The sequence below is a fragment of the Bradyrhizobium sp. RDM12 genome, assembly GCF_051917485.1.
Taxonomy (GTDB): Bacteria; Pseudomonadota; Alphaproteobacteria; order Rhizobiales; family Xanthobacteraceae; genus Bradyrhizobium.
On sequence record NZ_CM133064.1, the window covers coordinates 3,772,502 to 3,788,118 of the forward strand.

A 15,617-nucleotide genomic window follows, 5' to 3' on the forward strand; every position below is an offset into this window, starting at 1 on the left:
TATTCTTAGTTGCGCTTTGCAATCCTTGGCATAGCGGTCGCCGTAGTTCTCGAAAACCTTCTGGACGATCTCGGTCTGGAATTTGCCATCGGGACGCTTGGCGACCTTGGTGAGGTAAAAATCCTGGATCGGATAGCCGTTGGTGTTGAACTTGAACGAACCACGCAACGAGGTGAAGTCCGCCCTCTTCAGGGCTGCCGCAACCGCGTCCTTATTGGAGAGATCGCCCTTCACGCCCTTGACCGCACTGTCAATCAGCATTGCGGCGTCATAGGCCTGGAAGGCGTAGGTGCCGGGCACGCCGTTATAGGCGGCCTCATAGGCGGCAACGAACTTCTTGTTCTGGGGATTGTCGAGATTGGGCGCCCAGTTCGCGCCGCCGAACATGCCGACGGCCGCATCTTGCTGTGCCGGCAGGGTCGATTCATCTACCGTGAAGGCTGAGAGCACCGGAATGCCGTCGGCGAGACCGGCCTGCTTGTACTGCTTGACGAGATTGACGCCGAGGCCACCCGGCATGAACGTGAAGAGAGCATCGGGCTTCTGCGACGCAATCTTGGAAAGCTCCGGCTGGAAGTCCAGCGTGTTGAGTGGCATGTAGGACTCTTCGACGATCTCGCCCTTGTAGTCGAGCTTGAAGCCGGCGACCGAGTCCTTGCCGGCCTGATAGTTCGGCACCATGAGATACATACGCTTGTAGCCGCGATCCTGCGCCACCTTGCCGAGGATCTCGTGGACCTGATCGTTCTGGTACGACGTCACATAGAAGAACGGATTGCAGTCCTTGCCGGCAAATGTCGACGGGCCTGCATTGGGGCTGATCAGGAAGGTCTTCGATTCCGTGACCGGCCGGTGGATCGCCTGCAGGATGTTGGAGAAGATCGGCCCGACCACGAAATCGACCTTCTCGCGCTCCAGAAGGCCCTTGACCTTCGTCACCGCCGCATCGGGCTTCAACTCGTCGTCGACCACGACGACCTCGACATCGCGGCCGCTCATCTTGCCCTCAAGATCCTTCACCGCCAGGGCAAAGCCATCGCGAACCTGCTGGCCGAGCGCGGCGCCGGGGCCCGACAGTGTCACCATGATGCCCAGCTTGAGCTTCTCCTGGGCGAGGGCGGGACTCATCGCGGTGCCGAGCAGCAGCGCGGCCGCAGCCAAGGTCATTTGCGTCTTCATGATCTGTCCCCCTGACGGTCGGGCCTGCAGTGCAAGCCGCGTACTCCGATCCAAGCTTATGCCGATGACGGCGCTCGCGGCAAGCCAAGCTCTACGCGCCTCCATCGTGCGGGCACCAGCGCATGCAAGCGTCGCGCCAATTATTTGAAGCCTAAAGAAATTCGCGTGCGGTCGATTGTTGCAGCTTTGGGCTTGCGGCCGGCGTTGATTTATTTGAAGCTCAAAACGTTGTGAATCCGTGGCGGCGCCAATGCCGGCCGTGAGTGACTGCACGAGATGCTCGATTCCGAGACGAAGGCCGTCGAAACGCCGGAGGACCATGCCGAAGAGCTTCGGCTGTGGTTGCGCCTGCTCACCTGCACGACCCTGATCGAGGGCGAGGTCCGCGGCCGGCTGCGGCAACGCTTTGATGTCACGCTGCCGCGTTTTGATCTGATGGCGCAGCTCGACAAGGCACCCGACGGCATGACGCTGTCGGATGTCTCCAAGCGCATGATGGTATCCAACGGCAACGTCACTGGCCTCGTCGAGCGCCTCGTGGAATCCGGCCATCTCGACCGCCGCACCTCGGAGACCGACCGCCGCGTCCAGGTGATCCGTCTCACGAAACTCGGCCGTGCCGAGTTTCGCAGAATGGCCTCGGAACACGAAACCTGGATCGCCGATCTGTTTGCCGATCTGACGCCGAAGGATGTGCGCGAGTTGATGCGGTTGCTGGCCAAGACCAAGGCGTCTGCGCAGAAATCGGCCGCGCGCCGCCGGCCCTAAGGGCGGGCCGACGCGCGCACCTGATCCGTTATGCCGCACGAAAATCCATGGGATGCCCAAAATCCGCTATTGCACCAAATTGTTTTAAGCCTAAAATGTTTCCCGAGTTAGTGCTGCCGGGTGCTTTCCATGCGCAAAGGAGCGTGCGATGGCCAACGCCGCCAAGGTTCAAGTCTCGGGCTCGCATGACGCAAACGCTGCGACGGCCCATGTCGACACATTCGCGCGGCAGCATCTGCCGCCGCCTGAGCTCTGGCCGGAGTTCATCTTCACGCGGCCGGAGCTGCGCTATCCGTCACGATTGAATTGCGTCAGCTATTTCCTCGATCGCTGGGTCGAGCAGGGGCACGGTGACGCGCCTTGCGTCATCAGTCCCGCTGTCAGCTACACCTATCGCGAGCTGCAGGCGCTCGTGAACCGCATTGCCAATGTGCTGGTCGGCAAGCTCGGTCTCGTCACCGGCGGTCGCGTGATGCTGCGTTCCGCCAACAGCCCGATGATGGTCGCAACCTATCTTGCGGTGATCAAAGCCGGCGGCATTTGCGTTGCGACGATGCCGTTGCTGCGCGCCAAGGAGCTGTCCTATCCGATCCAGAAGGCGGAGATCACGCTCGCGCTCTGCGACGGAAAACTGTCCGATGAGATGGAGAAGGCGAAGCTGGCTGCGCCGGGTCTCAAGCGCGTGGTCTATTGGGGCAATGGCGCGTCCGACTCGCTCGAGACGCTGATTGCGGATGCGAGTCCGGAGTTCAGGGCGGTCGACACCGCCGCTGACGACATCTGCCTGATCGCGTTCACGTCGGGCACCACTGGCGATCCCAAGGGCACCATGCATTTCCACCGGGACATGCTGGCGGTGTGCGACGGCTATGCCCGCAACATCTTGCGGGCCGAGCAGAGCGACCGTTTCGTCGGCTCCGCACCGCTTGCCTTCACCTTCGGCTTCGGTGGCGTGCTGTTCCCCATGCACATCGGCGCTTCCTTCGTCGTGCTGGAGAAGACGACGCCCGATGATATCCTTTCAGCGATCGAGCAGTACAAGACCACGGTCTGCTTTACGGCGCCGACCGCATATCGCGCCATGATCGGCAAGCTTCCGGGCCGCGACATCTCCTCCCTGCGAAAATGCGTCTCCGCGGGCGAGACGCTGCCCAAGCCGACATTCGATGCCTGGCTGAAGGCCACTGGTATCAAGCTGATGGACGGGATTGGCTCGACCGAGCTGCTGCACATCTTCATCAGCGCGACCGAGGGCGAAATTCGTCCCGGCGCGACCGGCAAGCCCGTGCCCGGCTATGAGGCGAAGATCGTCGATGATGACGGCAATGATTTGCCGCCGGGCACGATGGGAAAGCTCGCGGTGCGCGGGCCGACCGGCTGCCGTTATCTTGCCGACGAGCGGCAGCGGAAATACGTCCAGAACGGCTGGAACATCACCGGCGACACCTATCTGATGGATACCGACGGCTACTTCTGGTACCAGTCGCGCTCCGACGACATGATCGTGTCATCCGGGTACAATATCGCAGGCACGGATGTGGAAGCAGCGCTGCTCACGCATCCCTCGGTTGCCGAGTGTGGCGTCGTCGGTGCGCCGGACGAGTCGCGCGGGATGATTGTAAAGGCCTATGTCGTTGCCGCACCCGGCGTGACGCCGGATGCAAAGCTCGCGGCCGAGTTGCAGGAGCATGTCAAGCGCGAGATTGCGCCGTACAAATATCCGCGCGCAATCGAGTTCGTGACGCAATTACCGAAGACCGAGACCGGAAAATTGAAGCGCTTCGCCTTGCGGCAATTGGCGCAGGCGGCGGCGAGGTCTTCGGGCGTCGCGGCAGAGTGAGATGAGGATCAGGAATTGTCCGTGATGACGCCGAAAGGCCCACAGCTCGCGGTGCTACCAGATGCAGCCGAGGATGGCGCTAGCTCCAGGGCACAGGTGCTACAGCCGTCAGGCTGGCCGATGCCGAAGGGCTATGCCAACGGCATGGCTGCCGAAGGGCGCATCGTCGTCACGGGAGGCGTGATCGGCTGGGACGCCGAGGAGCGTCTCGCGGACGGCTTTGTCGCGCAGGTGCGCCAGACCCTGAGCAACATCGCGGAAATCCTTGCCGAGGCCGGCGCGCGGCCGGAGCACCTCGTGCGATTGACCTGGTACGTCGTCGATATGGACGAATACCTGGCGAACCTGAAGGAGCTCGGCAGGATCTACCGTACCGTCCTCGGCGCGCACTATCCCGCGATGGCGCTTGTCCAGGTGGTGCGCCTTGTCGAGACGGCGGCGCGCGTCGAGATCGAAGCCACCGCCGTCATTCCACGCTGAATCACGCTCAGGCCGCCTTGGCGGGATTCTCGTCCTAGGGTGAGTTCAGACAGACGCCGGAGATGGCGTCGACCGCGTGTAGAGCTAGTCCTTCGGCCCCGAGTCCGGCGTCAGGTCGGAGGTGCGGAAGGGCTTGGCCTTGTCGAGCTTGCGATAGGCCGTCGAAGCCCTTCGCAATAGCTGCTTTTCTCGCTTGCGATCGGGAAAGCGAATGCCGGCCTCGGGAACGGCCTCGTTCAACGACGCAGCCAGCGCTTGACCGCGCGCATCATCATTCAACTGTCCAAGGGATTTTTGCGCCCTGCGCAATTGCTTAAGGATCGAATTCTGCTTCGTCGTCGAATCGCCGGCAAACAAGTCCTGCAGCGATTCGATCGAATAGGTCAGCCGCTTGTTGAGAATCCGCAGTTTGTGCCGTTTCTCGACGTCGATCTTGCGCAGCTTCTTGGCCTTCCTGAGCAGCATCTTCTCCCATTCGGCCAGTTGCGCCGCCGCGTGGTCGGCGAGCGAGCAGCGGCGCAGCCTGACGGCCTCCTTGCTGCGCCTGGTCGACCAGGGTCCGCTCTCGATCCAGCTCGAGGTCTGCTCGACCAGGTGGCGATATCGTGCCGATTGCAGCGCGCGCGCCAGGAGGCGGTGGCTTTCGGCCCGCTTCTCGTCCCAATGCTGGAGCTCCGCGATCACCGCGAGCTCCTCGCCGCTCTCGGCGACGACCCGTTCAATGGCGACATCGAGGTCCCGCACCATGCCGAGCTGGTTGTTCAGCCATTTCAACTCGGCCCAGACTTTGGGGCGCAAGGCATCGTCGACCATGGGCGAAAAGAAGCGAATGGCGGTCCGTAGATGGGTCAGCGCGATTCGGATCTGATGCAGAGCCTCCGGATCGCCACGACAGGTCCCTTCATGCTGGGCGATGACGGCGGCGAGATGACGCCGGGCGATGATCCGAAAGGCGGTATCGCAGGCCATGCCGGGGCCAAGGCGGGCGGGCAGCGCATTACGGCTCGGGGCCGGCCTGGCGCGGGCCGTCGCCGTCGAACTCGTGGTGGGTCGTGCCATCCTAGCCCGCGCCACTCAGATTGCCTTACCTGCTCTCGGCGATCGCGTCCTGGCAGCTCTGGAGCGTCTGCGCTGGTGTCCCCGATACATCGATGGTCGTCCAACCGATATGGCCGATCCTATAGTGCTCCTGCAATGCGGCAACCTCTTGCGTCGCATCGGATGCGTCGCCGCGGCGACCGCCGATGCGGGCCTGCCGCGTCGCCAGATCCGCGACCAGGAAGAGGCCGGTGAGAGGTACGTTGCAATCCCGGGCCAGTGTAGCGAAGGCGTCTCGCTCGACATCGCGGGCAAACACGCCATCGACGATCGCGGAATGGCCTTGGGTCAGCACACGCCGGGCGTGCTCGGCCAGCGTCGTGTAGACCCGCTCTGCGAGCTCGGGCGTGTATGCGGATGGCGGCAGCCGGTCCGTGTCGGCGACACCGAACATTTGCTTGCGAACGACGTCGCTGCGCAGAACGACGGCGCCCGGCTGCGGAGCGACGGCCGGCGCGAGCGCGCGTGCCAAAACCGTCTTGCCGGTACCGGATAGTCCGCCTACCGCGATCAGACGGGGCGCGGGAGGCCGGATCAGCGCCCGGGCAAGATCGAAATAGCGGCGCGCCTCATCGAAAATGCCGGGATCGCCGGAATGCGAAGGCTTCAGCCGCGCCAGCGCCACCTGGGCCCGGACCGCGGCGCGTATCGACATGAACAGCGGCAGCGCGCCGAGGGCGTCGAGGTTCTCCAGCGGTGTCGCGGCAAGATACCGGTTCAGAACGGTGTTGGCTGCCAGCGGCTGATCGTGGCGCAGCAGATCCATCAGGGTGAAGGCGAGGTCGTAGAGCACGTCGACAGTCGCCATCTTCGCGTCGAACTCGATGGCGTCGAACAGCACGGGCCGCTGCCCGATCAGCACGATATTCGCAAGATGCAGATCGCCGTGGCAGCGGCGCACAAAACCCTGGCGGCTGCGTTCTTCAAGCAAGGGACGGGCGCGCGTGAATGCCGCGTGCGAGGCTTGTGCAAGCTGCTCTATCTCCGCGGTCGGGAGATGATTGCAGCTCCGCAGGCCATTGCTGTTGCCGTCGATCAGAGCGGGGATCGAGGACGTCCAGGCCTTGCCATCAGCGCGCGTCGCCGCGGCATGCGAAGCTGCGATCGCGTCGGCGACGGCCGACGCAAAGTCAGCATCGAACTGTCCGGCCCTCGCCAGATGATCCAACGTCCGGCTCTCGTCGAAACGTGACATCTCGACGGCATATTCGATCGGCCGACCGCGGCCGTCCACCTTCACCGATCCGTCCGGCTCTTCTGTGATGTGCACCACGCGATGATAGATCTGTGGCGCATGCGGCCGGTTGATCCTGACCTCCTCCTCGCAGGCTGCCTTGCGCTTCTCGAGTGTCGAATAATCGAGAAAGGGATATTTGACCGCCCGCTTGATCTTCAGCGCGCGCGTCCCGTCGAGGAAAACCGAAGCCGCATGCGTGTCGATCCGCTTCACGGCGGGATCCGCGGTCAGTGCCGCGAAGATCTCGTTCCTGGGTCGCAGAATTGTCTGTCATACCTGCCGGCATATTGTCAGATGAGGGCGCCAACCGGCCGCAAAGAAGGGTAACGCGACCAGTCCTTGACTTCCGTCAACGCCTGTCGTCGGTTGGGGTGCCGAGTTTTCTCGGCTTGAGGAGGATCAAGCGCCCGCACCGAAGGCGGCCTATTCCGGCCGGCAAGGAGAATCCATGCCCTTCAAGGACGCCTTTCTGCCGCTCATTGGCGAGCCGCGTGCCCCCACGCTGGCTGCGATCGAGAAGTGCGTAGCCGTTGCCGCCGGCCTCGGCGCCAGGGTGACCGGGCTCGCGCTCGAGGATGACGCTTTCGTCCGGCCGAAAGTGGTATTCCCTGATGACCCGGAGTCGACCGAACCCGGCGCTGTGTGCGAGGTCGGTGACATGCAGCAACTCCTGAACGCATTCACCAATGCGGCCTCCCGTATTGGCGCTCGCGCCCAAAGCCGATCGGGCAGGGTGCCGGCGGATCAGATCGCATCGACCCTGGCCGAGCATGCGCGCTTCAGCGACCTCACCCTGGTTCTGGTGAAGCCGCACGACAGTCGCGCGGAGAATATCGTTGAGATCTTCCTGTTCGAATCCGGCCGACCGCTGCTGCTCTGTCCGGAGCAGCACGTGGAGTTGCTACGGGCGGACATCGAGAACGTCATGATTGCCTGGGCGCCCTCGGCCGGCGCGGCACGTGCGATCGCTGACGCGCTGCCGATCCTACAGGCCGCCAATGCGGTGCGCGTGGTCACCGCCACGGACGACAAGACCGACGAGGTCATGCAGTCCGGAACGAACCTTGTCGATCATCTGAGAGAGCAGGGAGTCTACGCAACCGTGAAGGGCAGCGGCAGCTCGATCGGCAAGGTGCTGGGGAGCTGGGCGCAGTCTCACGCGATCGACGCCATCGTCATGGGCGCTTACCACCATTCGCGGCTGAATGAGATTGTCTGGGGTGGCGTGACCAAGACCGTCATCGGCCAGCCACCGTGCTGGGTGATGATGTCGCACTAGCGTCCTGAACCGGAAGTTCGCAACATCGCGTCGTGTTCTGCTGGGGCATTGTATCGGCAGAAGGCCTCGATGGAAGGCTGTCATCGGCGGACTAGGTCCATCGGAGCGGTTTGGCATCCGCGTTGTGTCGGTCCATGAACGATGTGATGTCAGTCCTGAGGGCAGCGACGCTGCACCTGATCTTCTTATCGGTAAGCAGCGCGAAGAAGTGCTCGAGTTGGTTGAGCCATGACGAAACCAGCGGAGTTTGGAAGAGCAACAGTTTCACCTGGTTCTAGACGCTGTCGCGGAGCTTTGAGACCATGCCCTCGAGCCCCGCCGCAAGCCTCTTATTGAGCTAGGGTCCGAGCTACGGCCTGCGACAAGGGGGCACTGGTCACATCCAATTCTCCAAAGCGCGTCACAAGTGATTATCTCCGGGGTCGGGTCGCAGCCGTCGGTTGCCGGTGAGGTGGTCGGCATACGCAGCCGGGATGAGACGTTTCTGCGACGATGAGGGCGCCGGATATTGTAGTCGGCGACAGATCGTGCCGATGGCCTGCTGGTATTTTCTCTCAGCATCTTTCTGGGGCGCTCGATCGGGTGGACGTCAACACTTGGCGCCTACGCCGTCCTTTCCCCGGGCCCCGCGTTCGATTGCGCGCAGGATCATGGAATGCTTCTGCACGATTGCGAGCTGGATCGCTTTCTTTGTTGCAGCTACAAGCTTCGTCGTTGGCCTCAAGCAGACCTTTGGTGAGCGCTGATGATCGAAAGGGTTATTGGGTTCTGAACAAGTCGGGCCCTCATGTATTTGAATGAGGTACCTCCTCCGAGCCATTGGCTGGATAGGTGAACTCAGCGAGTATCGAGGCAAATCGCAGTTCGTCGCGTCTCGCATTCAGCGAGTCGGGGGTCTGTCGTCAGCTGTTTTGAAGAGGCCGAGCGGACCGCGGCAGCGGCGCGCCTAAATCTCTATTGCCGCACTCCGGAGGGGAATTCATGCGGACGCCGAGTAGCCCTCGTTCCGAGACTGTAGCAGCGGTCGTCTTGGAACCTGCTCTCCCGACCGACAGGGCACCGCGATCTTCCACGCTGCGTCTGTCTCATCCACCTTCTGGGGTCGTCGCAGACACGACCGCAAAGAGCAGCGCACCTTGATGAAAAAGGGTGCGCGCATCGAACCGCAATGGAGGACTGACGATCATGACCACGACTCCGAGCCACATTGTCGTCCTTTCCCTGGAAAACGAGAACTACTCCGACATCATAGGTAATCCCCAGGCGCCTTACCTGAACTCGCTGGTCGCTCAGGGGATGCTGCTCACCAACGACTACGGTGTGACCCATCCGAGCCAGCCCAATTACATTGCCCTGTTTTCCGGCTCGACGCAGGGCGTCACCACTAACGGCGCCGTTACCCAGCTTCCGGCCAGCGTACCGACGCTGGCGAGCACGCTCGCCGCCAGCGGTCACACCTTCGGCGGTTACGCCGAAACCACGGCGGCCCCCGAACGCCAACCGTGGATCCACTTCGCCAATTCGGCCAACGACGGCCACGATTTCAGCACTTTTCCTCAGACCGCGGCCGGCTTCGCCAACCTTCCGACGGTCTCCTTTGTTTCCCCCAACGACGCCGACAACATGACGCCGACGAGCGACAATGGCGGCGGGATTCCGGCGGGCGATGCCTGGGTCCAGGCCAATCTCTCGGCCTACGTTGCCTGGGCCGAGGCCAACAATTCGCTGCTGATCGTCACCTTCGACGAAAACAACACCAATCCAGCGGTGACCTACCCCGATCACGTTGCGGCGATCGTCGTCGGCGCGGGAGTCCCGGCCGGGGTCGTCAACGACTCGCCGGCTGGTCCGTATTCCTTGCTCGCCACGATCGAAAGCCTTTACGGCGCTGCGCCGATCGGCGCCAGCGCCGGCGTACCGGCGCTCAACTTCTATTCGGCGACGCCACCGACGTCGTCCACCTCGGTCGATCATTCATTTTCCGGATTGTCCGATCCGACCAACACTCCGCCCCAAAATGCGCTGGCGGTAGGGCCGAGTTACATTTTCACCGCGGAGACCACGCACTACGAGATAACCGACCTTAGCGGCCATATAATCGTATCCAACGGATCATTGTACAGCTTGTTCTCGCCGCTTGGCGCCACGCTTGACAACAACCTTCTCGACGCGCGCGCCACCTATGACAGCTCGACCGGCCACTACGTGGTCATCGCGGATAATTTTCAACCGGGAACCGGGAACTTCGCCACCAATATCGATATCGCCGTGTCGGTGGATAGTAATCCGAACGACGGCTGGTATTTGGCTTCGATCGACACGTCCAACGGCAGCACGACCCAGTCGGACATGCCCTATCTGTCGGTCAGCAACGGCAAGATCTACATCTCCACGCCCGAATTTATCGACGCGGGAGGCGGCTACAACAATGGCGAATTCGTCGTCAACGAAAGCAGCGTAATAGCCGCCGCAAACACCGCGATCACGCCTGACGCCAGCACTAACGTGTCAGGGACCGGCGGCATCATGCGCAATATCGCCGGCGACAACGGGGTGACCTACTATTTGAGCGCCCATTCGACCGCCAGGGAGACCGCGCTCACATATCAAACGTACGATCCGACGCATGGCTTCAGCGGGACCCAAACGCTCTACCTCGGTGACGCCGATATAGGCGGAAGCAACAACACCGCCGCGCAATTGGGCACGACCAAGACGCTCGGCATTGGCGACGGGCGCATCCAAGGCCTTGCCTACAGTTCCTCGGGAGGACACAATTACGTCTACGGCGTGAGCGAAGCCATGCCGAGTGCGGGGGGGCTCGCGCAAATCGAGTGGTTCAAGCTCGATGTCACCGATCCCGCGAATCCGCAATATGTCATCGGGAACGTCATTTCTGGCGCGTCCATCGGCACGGGTGTGGCCGTGTTCACGCCTTCGATTGCGGTCGACCAGAACGGCGACGTGCTCATCAATTTCTCGGCCTCCGGGCCGAACATGTATCCTTCCGACTATTATACGGTGCTCGGCGCCGGCGCTTCCGCCTTCACCGCGCCGACGCTTTATCAGGCGAGCACCACGTTTTTCGATTCAGGCGCTCTGAACGACCAGCGCTGGGGCACCTATTCGAGCGCTATCGCCGATCCGAACAACCCGAACGGGTTCTGGATATCGAATGAATATATCGCAAACGGATGGTGGCAAACCGCAGTAGCTCAGGTCAGCGTCCATCCGGATACGACGGCGCCGGTCCCGCCGACCGGTCTGTCCCTCGACGCGACGGCGGACAGCGGTACGATCGGCGATCGCACTACCAACTTTGCGCACGTCAAGCTCGACGGCACGGCCGAGGCGGGTAGCACGGTGACAGTATATGACAGCAACGGTACCACAGTGCTTGGCACGGGCACCGCGGACCTGAGGACCGGTGCGTTCAATATTACGACATCGGCGCTAACCGAGGGGACGCACAATATCACCGCGAAAGCGACCGATGCGTGGGGGAATACGAGCACTGCGTCCGCCGTCCTTGCCGTGACGGAGGACAGCACGGCGCCGGTCCCGCCGACCGGCTTGACCCTCGACGCGACGACGGATAGCGGTACGATCGGCGATCGCATCACAAATGTCGCGCAGGTCAAGATCAACGGCACGGCCGAGCACGGCAGCACGGTGACGCTATATGACACCAACGGCACTACAGTGCTCGGCACGGGGACTGCGGACCCGACGACCGGCGCGTTCAGTATCACGACATCGGCGCTGGCTCAGGGGACGCACAATATCACCGCGAAAGCGACCGATGCGGCGGGGAATACCGGCGCGGCATCTGCCGTCCTTGCGGTGACGGAGGACACCACGGCGCCGGTCCCACCGACCGGCCTGTCCCTCGACGCGACGACGGACAGCGGTACGATCGGCGATCGCATCACCAGCTTTGCGCACGTCAAGATCGACGGCACGGCCGAGCGCGGAAGCGCGGTGACGCTGTATGATAGCAACGGGACCACAGTGCTTGGTACGGGCGCCGCGGACCTGACGACTGGCGCGTTCAGCATTACGACAGCGGCGCTCGCCGAGGGGACGCACAATATCACCGCGAAAGCGACCGATACGGCGGCGAATACCGGCGCGGCATCTGCCGTCCTTGTCGTGACGGAGGACACCACGCAGCCGGTCCCGCCGACCGGCCTGTTCCTCGACGCGACGACGGACAGCGGCATCAAAGGCGACCACATCACCAGCTTCACTCAGGTGTTGATCGATGGAACGGCTGAGGCTGGTAGCACGGTGACGCTTTACGACACGAACGGCACGACGGTGCTCGGCACAGGCACTGCGGACCTGACGACTGGCTTGTTCAGCATTGCGACATCGACGTTGGCAGAGGGAGCCCATAGCATCATTGCAAAAGCAACTGACGCCGCGGGGAACACCAGCAACGCGTCGAACGCACTTGCAGTGACCACCCTCGACCTGACTGCCAATTTCGATTTCAGCGGCGATGGCCATAGCGATATTCTCTGGCACGATGACAATGGCGCAATGTCGATATGGAACAATGGCGACATCAACCAGGCTCATATCATTGCCCAAGCGGGCGTCGTGCCCGATAGCTGGCATTTCGCCGCGACCGGCGATTTTGACGGCAATGGCCGAAGCGACGTTCTCTGGCGCAACGACAACGGTGCAGTGTCGATCTGGGATAACGGGGACATCAGTAAGGCCCATATCGTGGCCGCGGCGGGCGTCGTCCCCGATAGCTGGCATATCGCCGGCAAGGGCGACTTCGACGGTAATGGCCAGAGCGACATCCTCTGGCGCAACGACAATGGCGCAGTGTCGATCTGGGACAACGGCGACATCAGCAAGGCCCATATCGTGGCCGCAGCGGGCGTCGTCCCCGATAGCTGGCATTTCGCCGGCACGGGCGACTTCGACGGCAATGGAAAGAGCGACATCCTCTGGCGCAACGACAATGGCGCAGTGTCGATCTGGGATAATGGAGACATCAGGAAGGCCCATATCGTGGCCGCGGCGGGCGTCGTCCCCAATAGCTGGCATATAGCCGGCACAGGCGACTTTGACGGCAATGGCCAGAGCGACATCCTCTGGCGTAGCGACAATGGCGCAGTGTCGATCTGGGATAACGGCGACATCAGCAAAGCCCATATCGTGGCCGCGGCGGGCGTCGTCCCCAATAGCTGGCATATCGCCGGCACAGGCGACTTCGACGGCAATGGCCACAGCGACATCCTCTGGCGCAACGACAATGGAGCGGTGTCGATTTGGGATAATGGGCAGATTGGCGCCGCGCATCAAATCGCCAATGCGAACTTGATCCCTAACGATTGGCACATTGCGTAAGCAAAGCCGGGTACGCGCACTGCGGACCTAACTACTGGTGCGTTCAGTATTACGACATCGGCGCTGGCCGAGGGGACGTACAATATCGCGGCGAAAACGACCGATGCGTTAAGAACGCGAGCACCCCGAAGCGGCGGCCAAGCCTGGGCGTGGACCGGCGACCGTCAATAACTGGCGGCAACCGTTTGTGGAATGGCGGGTGGACGGGCTACATGACGAGCTGCGCACCGGAGTACCGCGCGCGAAGCGCTCAAGACCATCTCGGGCGACGTGCTCAAGGAGAACGTCGTGATGCTTGAGATCTGCCGGCAGCTCGGCTTCGAGATCAAGCCGGATCCGACGGAGCCTGATATCTGCGACGTCGGCTGAAGCTTTGATGCGTGCTCTATGTCCGACAGAATTGATCTGGCTCAATCGACTTTGGCGCAGCGTGGACTCTGCCTGTTACGGAGGATAGCCGGCGCCTGGTGCGGTGAATAAGGCTTCCGTGGGGACGATCGAGCCGAATGATCCATTTCTACATCGGGTCTGCGGTCCGCGGCTTCGCGGTTTGTTCGTCGCTGGACCCGGCGATTCTCGCCAGGTCGAAGTGCCACGCGTTGAGCTGCGATTTTGCTGTCTCTGCAACTCTGCGTGGTCGAAAATGCATCCACACACTCTGCGGATGCGCTGTGATGACGCGACCGCGGCATTTCAAGGGCATTTGACTGAACCTGTGTCTGTGCTTTCCGGTTGAAAACCCCCGCAACACTGACTACGCAGGAACTCCAGTGTCTCGCAGTCTTAGAGTCCCGGTGTGCCTCAGGACAAGACCGGCGACCCCCGACAGTCGTCGGGTAACAAACTGTCGGTTCTGCGCAAGCATCCGATCTTCGCAGATCTGGATCCAGAGGCGCTCGATCAGCTGTGCCGCTATGCCAAGCACACCACGGTCAAGCGTGGTGCGACGATCGCCGCCAAGGGCGACCCCGGCAACAACCTGTTCGCGGTGGTCTCCGGGAAAGTGAAAATTTCCTCCTCGTCGCCCGACGGTCGGAACGCCATTCTCAATCTGATCGGACCCGGCGAGATATTCGGCGAGATCGCCGTGCTCGATGGTGCGCCGCGGTCGGCGGACGCGACCGCCAACACCAATTGCGAACTCTACATCATCGACCGCCGCGACTTCCTGCCATTCGTGAAGAGCCAGCCGGCGCTCGCGATGAAATTCATCGAACTGCTCTGCGCTCGGCTGCGGTGGACCAGCCAGCAGGTCGAGCAGGTGATCTTGCAGAATCTACCGGGCCGATTGGCGAGCGCGCTGCTCGGTCTGACCGAGGAGCGCAAGTTCGACTCCGGCAGCGGCACGCTTGCGATCACCCAGCAGGAGATCAGCGAGATGGTGGGGATGACGCGCGAGAGCATCAACAAGCAACTGCGCGCCTGGGCCGGACGGAACTGGGTGCGCCTCGAGCACGGCGCCATCGTCGTGCTAGATATCGATGCGCTGCGCGAGCTTGCGGAAACCGGCCTCGACGGCGAGTGATCTTGCCGGTCTAGCCGTCGATGAAGGCGACGGTGCGGGTTCGGCCCGCGGAGGCGCGTTCGATCTTCACCGGAAAACATGAGACCGTGAATCCGGTCGGCGGCAATTGCTCGAGATTGTGCAGCTTTTCGAGATGGCAGTAGCCGATGTGCCGCCCTGCCTTTTGGCCTTCCCAGACCAGGCTCGCATCTTCTGTTTCTGCATATTTCTTTGCCGTGAGGACGAACGGCGCATCCCAGCTCCAGCCGTCCGTCCCGGTCAGCCGCACCCCGCGGTCGAGCAGGTACATGGTGGCGTCATAGCCCATGCCGCAGCCTGAGTTGACGTAGTCCGCCTGGCCGAATCTTGCACCGGCGCTGGTGTTGACGACGACGATCTCCAGTGGTGAAGCGTGTGGCCGATGCGCTTGAGCTCCTTCTCGACGTCGCCGGCGGTTGCGACAAAGCCATCCGGCAGATGCCGGAAGTCGAGCTTCACACCGGGCTCCAAGCGCCACTCCAGCGGAACCTTTTCGATGGTCCATGAACGCTCGCCGCGATTCCTAGCCGGATGAAAGTGCAATGGCGCATCAAGGTGCGTGCCGTTGTGCGCGGACAGCGAGACCTGCTCGACGGCCCAGCCCTCGCCGTCCGGCAGGGTCCTGGGCCTTGAGCCTTCAAAAACCGCACCATGCGCGGCAGTCCTTGCGGGCGATCGATGTATTGGATCGTCAGGTGATTGCGCGCCGGATCGGCCGGCGCGTCGTTCTGCGCGACACGGAACTGTCGATCAGCTTCCGCAGCATGGACATCTGTTTCGAGATGTTGTTGAGCGACATCCTGCGCGCGGTGCGCCGGCGACGTCA

At 62.3% G+C, this 15,617-nt stretch carries 7 protein-coding genes and 3 pseudogenes; 6 read left to right on the plus strand and 4 right to left on the minus strand.

The genetic code is table 11. The features are described from left to right. Window positions 1–9 precede the first annotated feature (9 nt). Window positions 10–1,179: pseudogene (locus ACTGJ9_RS18215) on the minus strand (ABC transporter substrate-binding protein); the annotation flags it as partial. A gap of 276 nt (window positions 1,180–1,455) precedes the next feature. Between ACTGJ9_RS18215 and ACTGJ9_RS18220 the strand changes: the two are divergent. From ACTGJ9_RS18220 to ACTGJ9_RS18230, 3 genes are all read left to right on the plus strand, one after another. Next, the gene (locus ACTGJ9_RS18220; protein WP_148776777.1) at window positions 1,456–1,947 is read left to right on the plus strand and encodes a MarR family winged helix-turn-helix transcriptional regulator; all 492 of its coding nucleotides are present in this window, start codon (window positions 1,456–1,458) and stop codon (window positions 1,945–1,947) included. A 148-nt stretch (window positions 1,948–2,095) separates the two neighbouring features. Further along, on the plus strand, window positions 2,096–3,787 hold the full coding sequence (locus ACTGJ9_RS18225) for a benzoate-CoA ligase family protein (protein ID WP_456678165.1): 1,692 nt from the start codon (window positions 2,096–2,098) through the stop codon (window positions 3,785–3,787). Between the two features lie 21 nt (window positions 3,788–3,808). Further along, window positions 3,809–4,267, plus strand: a complete 459-nt coding sequence (locus ACTGJ9_RS18230) for a RidA family protein (RefSeq protein WP_456678166.1) — start codon at window positions 3,809–3,811, stop codon at window positions 4,265–4,267. A gap of 84 nt (window positions 4,268–4,351) precedes the next feature. On the opposite strand, the gene ACTGJ9_RS18235 is transcribed toward ACTGJ9_RS18230, so the two are convergent. Both ACTGJ9_RS18235 and ACTGJ9_RS18240 read right to left on the minus strand, forming a co-directional pair. Beyond that, complete coding sequence (locus ACTGJ9_RS18235; protein WP_456678167.1) at window positions 4,352–5,326, minus strand: CHAD domain-containing protein; 975 nt, start codon at window positions 5,324–5,326, stop codon at window positions 4,352–4,354. Between the two features lie 25 nt (window positions 5,327–5,351). After that, window positions 5,352–6,876, minus strand: a pseudogene (locus ACTGJ9_RS18240) (bifunctional aminoglycoside phosphotransferase/ATP-binding protein). A 174-nt stretch (window positions 6,877–7,050) separates the two neighbouring features. Here ACTGJ9_RS18240 and ACTGJ9_RS18245 point away from each other — a divergent pair. The 3 genes from ACTGJ9_RS18245 (at window position 7,051) to ACTGJ9_RS18255 (ending at window position 14,773) form a co-directional block, all read left to right on the plus strand. Then, the gene (locus tag ACTGJ9_RS18245) at window positions 7,051–7,881 is read left to right on the plus strand and encodes a universal stress protein (RefSeq protein ID WP_456678168.1); all 831 of its coding nucleotides are present in this window, start codon (window positions 7,051–7,053) and stop codon (window positions 7,879–7,881) included. Window positions 7,882–9,066: 1,185 nt separating this feature from the next. Continuing rightward, the gene (locus ACTGJ9_RS18250; protein WP_456678169.1) at window positions 9,067–13,248 is read left to right on the plus strand and encodes an Ig-like domain-containing protein; all 4,182 of its coding nucleotides are present in this window, start codon (window positions 9,067–9,069) and stop codon (window positions 13,246–13,248) included. A 796-nt stretch (window positions 13,249–14,044) separates the two neighbouring features. Beyond that, window positions 14,045–14,773 (plus strand): Crp/Fnr family transcriptional regulator, encoded by a 729-nt coding sequence (locus tag ACTGJ9_RS18255; protein WP_456678170.1) that lies wholly within the window; start codon window positions 14,045–14,047, stop codon window positions 14,771–14,773. Between the two features lie 10 nt (window positions 14,774–14,783). Here the strand turns inward: ACTGJ9_RS18255 and ACTGJ9_RS18260 are convergent. After that, window positions 14,784–15,557 (minus strand): annotated as a pseudogene (locus ACTGJ9_RS18260) (cyclase family protein). Window positions 15,558–15,617 lie beyond the last annotated feature (60 nt).

Coding starts and splice junctions, on each gene's coding strand:
- ACTGJ9_RS18225 (WP_456678165.1), top strand. CDS start 2,096: ATGGCCAACGCCGCCAAGGTTCAAGTCTCGGGCTCGCATGACGCAAAC.
- ACTGJ9_RS18245 (WP_456678168.1), top strand. CDS start 7,051: ATGCCCTTCAAGGACGCCTTTCTGCCGCTCATTGGCGAGCCGCGTGCC.
- ACTGJ9_RS18220 (WP_148776777.1), top strand. CDS start 1,456: ATGCTCGATTCCGAGACGAAGGCCGTCGAAACGCCGGAGGACCATGCC.
- ACTGJ9_RS18250 (WP_456678169.1), top strand. CDS start 9,067: ATGACCACGACTCCGAGCCACATTGTCGTCCTTTCCCTGGAAAACGAG.
- ACTGJ9_RS18235 (WP_456678167.1), bottom strand. CDS start 5,326: ATGGCACGACCCACCACGAGTTCGACGGCGACGGCCCGCGCCAGGCCG.